We start from the raw sequence: 5,931 nt of genomic DNA, 5'->3' as shown, positions 1-5,931 counted from the left end.
GGCAACGGCACTCCACATCATGCTGTCAAGCAAGCGAAACGTGCTCGATTCGCCGACAGCCCCATTACGGCATCTTTCGCTTTTCAGGGTGAAGGAGGTCAGACCGCGCTGACCTCCAAGGCTTGGTCAGGACTTGGGTTCGACCTCCCGTTTCGCATCAATCAATGCCTGTGCGGCCTGCATCACCTGAACTTGAGATGTTCCCGTGCATTCCTCCTCCAGCGCGGCCTGCACCTTCGCGCGAAACCACGCGTCATACGAATTGACATCAACCGCCACGGAAATGCTCCTCGAGCCCGATATCCAGCAGCTTGCCGAGGTGATCGGGCATGTCTGCAACTTGCACAGCAATTGGGAAACGGTGCCCCGTCAGGTCAGGCGCGCATTGCTCCTCTAGCCCGAGGTGCTGCCTATCCTTTTCCGCCTCAATCATTGTGCTTTCTCCGACCCTATTATCAGCCGAGCTACATCTTCCAGCGGGCGTCGTAAACGATAATGCCAAAGGGTCACAGCAAGCTGGCCCACTTACCGATCGGGCACCGCTTCAAGGGAAGTTTCGAACCGCTTGCCCGCCGCTGCAGCTTCTTTCAAGAGCGCGTCGAAATTGTCAGGTGGATTGCCATCTTCCAACATCCCTTTGAACGTCGCATAGGCATCCGTCTTGCTGCCGTAGGCGCGCAGGGTCTTGTCGTCGTTCACCCAGGCCACCACGATGACCTTCGCATCGCTGTTGAACCGATAGAACAGCCGATACTGCTGGAAGAATTTCGCCCGGAACCAGTGCTTGCGGTGATCGCCGAGTGTGCCGCCTTGCCGGAAGGCCGCGGCACCCGGATCTGCCGGTATGGCTTCGGTGACCAGCTTGAAGATGGCGGCCAGCCGTTTCGTCGGGTTTTTCTTGCGCCAGGTCTTAGGATCACGTGCTTTACGCGCCTCGACCTCTTCAGTCAGCCCTTCGAGCTGATCCAGAAAGAGCGGATGCGCATAAATCGACCATCCGTTTACGACAAGGGGCGATTGGGCGGGCACGCTATCGCCGCTCATTCATCCTCGAGCGATAGCGGCGCATCGAGATCGACGTCAACGTCTCCGACCAGTGCTGCAAGACGGTCATGCAAAGCCCCATCGAACGCCCGAATGCGGTCCGGATGCGCCTTGATATCGGCCTCGACAAAATCGAGAAAGGCTCCGAGCACGGGATCTTCCTCGTCGCTGCGCACGGGCTCGATATAGACCCTGCCACTCGGCTCGGTGCAGTAACGAATCTGGTCGCCCTTGCCCAGCTTGAGCTGTTTGCGCACACCCGCCGGCACGGTCGTCTGATACCGATCCGTGAGTTTCGAGACATCTTGTGCGAGCGCTGTCATGGCAGTCTCCTGAAAGAAAGGGGGTATTTGCTACCTGCGATGGGTAATGCATTTGCATTGCCTTGTCAAGACAAGCCGCAGCATCTGCTGTCGCCGGGCAGGCCGATGAACCGTCCGGCGCAGGACCTAATCTCGCCCGGCCAGGAACTCCGCCAGCACCGGGCTAGCCGCACCTTTCGCGGAGCTGAGCAGCTCCGAGCCCGCAAGCGAGGCCTTTGACAGGCGTACGAGCCCACCAGTTTCCTCGATGCGGTAGCAGCGGCGTTTTTGCCGCCCGCGCCTGTAGTGGGTCGCGATGACAATCTGGCAGGTACTGCCATCGGAGAGCGTCACAGGTGCTGCGAGCTTGATCTTGTCGCCTTCCTCGTAGTCCGGGATCGACGCCCAGTCCCGGCAGCGCTGACGCCAGTCCTGGGCGTAGCTGTCCGGGTCTTTCAGGTCGGAGAGGAGCTCGATCAGCCCAAGGGGAGCACGAGACTCGTTCGGGCCAGCGCTTTCCTCCATGTCCTTGTAGCCCCAGAAGCCGTCATCGTATCGGGTGAGGAAGACAGCGCCAAAAGTGATCGACCCGTCCGCATCGGTCACATAGGTCGTGTCTTCGACAGGGGTGCCGTCGAGATTGATGACCTTTGCCGCCGCGTACCAAGTCGAACCCACCTTGCAGGCTTTGACCAGTTCAGTTTTGCGCGTGTCGCCCTCGAAGGTGCACAGCCGAGCAATCTCCGCTTTCTCATCCGCGTAGGATTTGACGCGGCCGTCGGTGTAGAAAAGCCATCCCATCACGCCGCCCTCCGGTCATCGATTTCCATCAGCGCATCGAGTGGCACGCGATAGGGCTGCATGGCGTCGAAATCCTCGCAATTGCCGCAGTTCTGCACGATCGCGAAGGTGTCGCAGGCATCCTTGAGAATGACCCGGAAGGTGCCGCCGAGGCCCGAGGGCACCTCGTAGGTCCCGCCGATGAGATAGTCCGAAGCCCGGCGCACGAAGACGCGGATGCTGTGGCCATCGGTGGCGAGCCGGATGGCCCCCCGCCCCCGGTCGATGAGCACCTGCACGTCATCCAGGATGTCGGTGTAGAACTGGCCGGTCAGATCGCGAAACGCCATGCGGCGCTGCGCCATCCAGTCGGTGTCCCGAAACGGGTTCATGCCTTCGGCGAAGGCGAAGGACGGATCGGCCTGTTCGGTGGTGACGATGCGGGTGGTCGTGCCATCGATGCCGTTTGAGCGCAGATGCACACCATTGCCGACGATGAGGATCAGGGCGGGCCTGTCCACGGGTCCGTTCCAGTTGGGCAGGAAGGTTTTGCAGGCGCGCGCATGGGCGATTTGCGCCGCGACAGCGGACGCAGAGAACTTGAGAATAGCCATGGGGATGTCTTTCTGTTCGGTTTGGAAGGGTCGACCCGCGCGGGTGGCATGATCCACGCGCGGGTCGCGTGAGGACTCAGGCCGCTTGCGGGACCTCGCTGTCAGGCTCCGGGGTTTCCGCAGCGGGCTCCGCCTCATCAGAGGCGACACCGTTGGTCTGCATCATCGGCGGGCACCAGGCGGCCACGGCAGCGCGCTGCGCGTCCGTCAGCGTGGCGAAGGGTTCGGCGAAGAGCTTGTCGCAGAAGGCGACGATCTCCTTCTTGCTCGACGAGGCCAGCGTCACCGCCTCCTGGGCGAGACCCAGATCCTCGCCGAGGATCTTCAGGAGCCAAGCCTTCTTGAAGCGGTTGAAGAGCGCCGCATTCGGCGTCCAGTGGGCGCGGATGTCGGGCATGATCTCGATCTCGAACGCATGCATCAGGCTGTCGCGCTGGCGGTCTCGCGCGAAGCAGGACTGCGTGGTGCTGGCCGTGGCATAGGCCACGAGCTTGGCCTTCTCGCCGGCCTCCAGCGCGCGAAACGCCGCGAACTGATCGGCGGGCGCGCGGGCGTCATCGAGCCAGGAGAGATCAAGTGCATCATGCGCCGCCGCCACCTGCTCGAGCGAGGTCTCGTCGATCTCGTCCATCTTGGCATGGCTGCGGTATTCCTTGCGGGCATCGATCTTGATCGCCTGCGTGACACTCATGCCGCTGGCCAGAACGTCACTGACCAGCTTGAAGAGCGTCAGATCGAGCGTGGCTTCCGGATGCAGCGCCATCGCGGCCCCAAGCGCCATGGCTCGCTCGGTCTTGAGGTCCTCAGCCAGTGAGGCTGGATAGGTGATTTCGTCCGGGTCCGGGGCCTCCTCCCCGGTCGGGCTAGCCGAGGAGCCGCGCGCGCCCTCCTCTTTGACGGTGTCCTCGGGGCGGACGAGACCAACATGGAGCGTGATCTGCCCACCCTGCCACGACGCGATTACCCCAGACCGCGCTAGGTCCTCGGCGCTGTAGGCCTCCTGCAGATCGCGCGCTTCCTCTTCCAAGGCGTCCACGCGCTCGTAAAGCGCGTTGTAGGCACCGTCCTCGAGCCCCTCATCCTCCATCTCGAGCTGCAGTTTCTCGAGTTCGGCGGTGATCTCATCGATGCGCTTTTGCGCAGCCTCATCAGGCTCGATCGGGCCGGGATAGACGCGGCCGTAGTCGGCCATGGTCGCGTAATCATAGCGGACCATCGCATCGGCCCAGGCAAAGCCCAGCTTTATGCGGGCCTCTTCGGCAGCGGCACCGAGCTTTTCGAGCAGGATGGTCTCGACCAGCGCCGCATCCTCGAGCACGGAATGCTCTTCCAGAAGGTCAGCCGCGACTGCGCCGCCACGCGCCTCGTAGTCCGCGCGCACGAAAGCCCCGATATCATCGCTGACCTGCACCCCGCGGGATTTGAGCGCCTGACGGACGGAGTAGGCCTGCAGGTAGCTGTCTTCCTTGGTGAGTGCCTCGTAGACCTCCTTCTGCACCTCCTGGCTGGGATGCTCGGCAAAGGCCTTCATCGTATCGAGCGTGATCGTCTTGGCCCGGGCCACGGCGCGGATGTCAGCGTGGATCAGACCGTAGCGCAACCGGCCTTTCACAGCGGCGACGGTCGTGCCGAATGTCTTTGCGATCGTCTCGGGCGTCTGGCCGTCGACCTCCATCATACGGGCGAAAGCCTCGAACTCGTCGATGGCATTCATCGGCGCCTGGGTAATGTTCTCGGCGAGCGACAGCGCCGTGGTGGCGTCGCTCTCCTCAGGGACAAGGCGGCAGTCGACCTTGGTTTTCGCCGTGAACCCCTTGCTGGCCTTGTCAGCGATCAGCTCCTTAAGCGCGGCATGGCGCCGGCCACCGGCGAGGACAGCATATTTGCCGTCAAGCTTCTGGACCAAGAGCGGCTGGAGTAGGCCCAGCACAGCGATGCTGGCCTTCAGATGAGCGATGTTCTCAGGATCATAGGTTTCCGGCGCGTTGCTGCGCACATTGGCGGGGTGAGCTGTCAGATCGCCGATGGCGACGGAGACGGGTTTGAAACTTGCGGTCATGGGATATCCTTTTCGGTGGATGATGTGGGGCCCGCGCGTTCACGCGCGTGACCAATCCCCGGCATCGGGGATCACCACGACGAAAGGCCCACTCTCCCTTTAAAGGGCCAGCGGGCCTTCATTTGTTGGCTTGTTGGGGGAGGAGTCCCCCTGCCCCTCTACCAGTCGCGCGCCATCATGATGGTCAGTACGCGCATGGTGGTGGCGGGATTGTCAGGGGTCTCAGCCCCGTAGCGGAAGTCGGAATCCGCCTCATAGAGATCAATTTTCCAGAACACGGTCTCGCCGCGGATCTCAACCGGCCCGAAATCATGCCAGCCCTCCGGGTCGTTCTCGGGTTCGAACGTGTCGAACATGCCCGTAGCCTTTACCGCCTCGGCTATGAAGCCGTCACCAGCCTCCATAATCGAGCGGGTGACATGCATGCGGCCCTGTATGGGCTGCGCGGGCGGCACCCCGAGGCAAGCGAGCTTGCGAAACGCATCGTTTTGCGCCGCGATCACGGTCGGATCTGGACGGTCTGGCTGGGGTTGAACGATCATGGACATAGGGATCTCCTTTGAGAAGTTGAAACACCCTTCACGAAGTCCGCTTTTTCTTTTCCGCCGGGCGGAAGGTCCGTAGCCGAAGGTGCCTTACCCGAACAGCCCCTTGGGTCTGTAATTCGGGTTGGGGATGGTTTCGATCCAGCCGCCCTAGTCCTTGATGCTCTCAAGTGCCGCCGAGAGCGGATAAGCGCCCTCAGACGCGCTCCACCAATAGGCACCGCGTTTGAAGGTGATGATCTTGCGACGGCCGTCTTTGAGTTCGCGCCGGTCCGCGAAACGGCAAACTGTCCGGGGGACAGTTTGAGGCAAGAACGGGCGGAGCCCGGCCAGCCGCAGCGTCTTGGGTTCCTTGCGAGACATGCGAGTCTCCGTTCTCCGTGTGGTCAGGCGGCCTCGGCGCTGCGCCCTGCCCTGCCGGCCTCCGACCGTGCGATCAGGTAGTCGCAGGCGCGCTGCGCATCAGCGGCGTGCTTAAAGATCGCGCCCTTGTCCGACCGAAGAACGCGCAATTATCGCGAGGAGGGCATAATGCGGAGGAGAATTTCGTAGCCCGTTTGATTTCAATGTGTTGGGTCGTGGCTGTG

The 5,931-nt window shown here is 62.1% G+C and carries 8 protein-coding genes and 2 pseudogenes; all 10 read right to left on the bottom strand.

Going from position 1 to position 5,931, the window contains the following annotated elements; genetic code table 11:
• Positions 1 to 126: 126 nt before the first annotated feature.
• Complete coding sequence (locus ACGYLQ_RS20465; RefSeq protein ID WP_248411066.1) at positions 127 to 279, bottom strand: StaA; 153 nt, start codon at positions 277 to 279, stop codon at positions 127 to 129.
• Positions 269 to 433, bottom strand: a complete 165-nt coding sequence (locus tag ACGYLQ_RS20460) for a hypothetical protein (protein WP_276154505.1) — start codon at positions 431 to 433, stop codon at positions 269 to 271. The genes ACGYLQ_RS20465 and ACGYLQ_RS20460 overlap by 11 nt, the downstream gene beginning before the upstream one ends.
• Positions 434 to 525: 92 nt before the next feature.
• Positions 526 to 1,044 (bottom strand): type II toxin-antitoxin system YhaV family toxin, encoded by a 519-nt coding sequence (locus ACGYLQ_RS20455; RefSeq protein WP_276154504.1) that lies wholly within the window; start codon positions 1,042 to 1,044, stop codon positions 526 to 528.
• Positions 1,041 to 1,367, bottom strand: a complete 327-nt coding sequence (locus ACGYLQ_RS20450; RefSeq protein WP_005668772.1) for a type II toxin-antitoxin system PrlF family antitoxin — start codon at positions 1,365 to 1,367, stop codon at positions 1,041 to 1,043. The genes ACGYLQ_RS20455 and ACGYLQ_RS20450 overlap by 4 nt, the downstream gene beginning before the upstream one ends.
• Before the next feature lie 126 nt (positions 1,368 to 1,493).
• Positions 1,494 to 2,147 carry a DUF6927 domain-containing protein gene (locus ACGYLQ_RS20445; RefSeq protein ID WP_276154503.1) on the bottom strand — a complete coding sequence of 218 codons (654 nt, stop codon included), beginning with the start codon at positions 2,145 to 2,147 and terminating at the stop codon, positions 1,494 to 1,496.
• Positions 2,147 to 2,740 (bottom strand): regulator, encoded by a 594-nt coding sequence (locus tag ACGYLQ_RS20440; RefSeq protein ID WP_276154153.1) that lies wholly within the window; start codon positions 2,738 to 2,740, stop codon positions 2,147 to 2,149. Before ACGYLQ_RS20440 ends, ACGYLQ_RS20445 begins: the two co-directional genes overlap by 1 nt.
• Positions 2,741 to 2,816: 76 nt before the next feature.
• Positions 2,817 to 4,799 (bottom strand): ParB/RepB/Spo0J family partition protein, encoded by a 1,983-nt coding sequence (locus tag ACGYLQ_RS20435; protein WP_276154502.1) that lies wholly within the window; start codon positions 4,797 to 4,799, stop codon positions 2,817 to 2,819.
• Positions 4,800 to 4,957: 158 nt separating this feature from the next.
• Positions 4,958 to 5,347 (bottom strand): DUF3768 domain-containing protein, encoded by a 390-nt coding sequence (locus ACGYLQ_RS20430; protein WP_276154155.1) that lies wholly within the window; start codon positions 5,345 to 5,347, stop codon positions 4,958 to 4,960.
• Between the two features lie 87 nt (positions 5,348 to 5,434).
• Positions 5,435 to 5,707: pseudogene (locus tag ACGYLQ_RS20425) on the bottom strand (DUF6330 family protein).
• A 23-nt stretch (positions 5,708 to 5,730) separates the two neighbouring features.
• Positions 5,731 to 5,856: pseudogene (locus tag ACGYLQ_RS20420) on the bottom strand (antirestriction protein); the annotation flags it as partial.
• Positions 5,857 to 5,931 lie beyond the last annotated feature (75 nt).

Origin of the sequence: Sulfitobacter sp. 1A12779 (assembly GCF_043557315.1) — a bacterium.
Lineage (GTDB): Bacteria > Pseudomonadota > Alphaproteobacteria > Rhodobacterales > Rhodobacteraceae > Sulfitobacter > Sulfitobacter faviae.
The sequence above is the reverse complement of the archived record's forward strand: the minus strand, read 5'-3'. Positions and strand labels throughout refer to the sequence as shown.

Bases quoted from the DNA above. Each gene is read 5' to 3' on its own strand.
- ACGYLQ_RS20455 (WP_276154504.1), bottom strand. From the start codon at position 1,044: ATGAGCGGCGATAGCGTGCCCGCCCAATCGCCCCTTGTCGTAAACGGA.
- ACGYLQ_RS20445 (WP_276154503.1), bottom strand. From the start codon at position 2,147: ATGGGATGGCTTTTCTACACCGACGGCCGCGTCAAATCCTACGCGGAT.
- ACGYLQ_RS20460 (WP_276154505.1), bottom strand. From the start codon at position 433: ATGATTGAGGCGGAAAAGGATAGGCAGCACCTCGGGCTAGAGGAGCAA.
- ACGYLQ_RS20430 (WP_276154155.1), bottom strand. From the start codon at position 5,347: ATGTCCATGATCGTTCAACCCCAGCCAGACCGTCCAGATCCGACCGTG.
- ACGYLQ_RS20440 (WP_276154153.1), bottom strand. From the start codon at position 2,740: ATGGCTATTCTCAAGTTCTCTGCGTCCGCTGTCGCGGCGCAAATCGCC.
- ACGYLQ_RS20450 (WP_005668772.1), bottom strand. From the start codon at position 1,367: ATGACAGCGCTCGCACAAGATGTCTCGAAACTCACGGATCGGTATCAG.
- ACGYLQ_RS20435 (WP_276154502.1), bottom strand. From the start codon at position 4,799: ATGACCGCAAGTTTCAAACCCGTCTCCGTCGCCATCGGCGATCTGACA.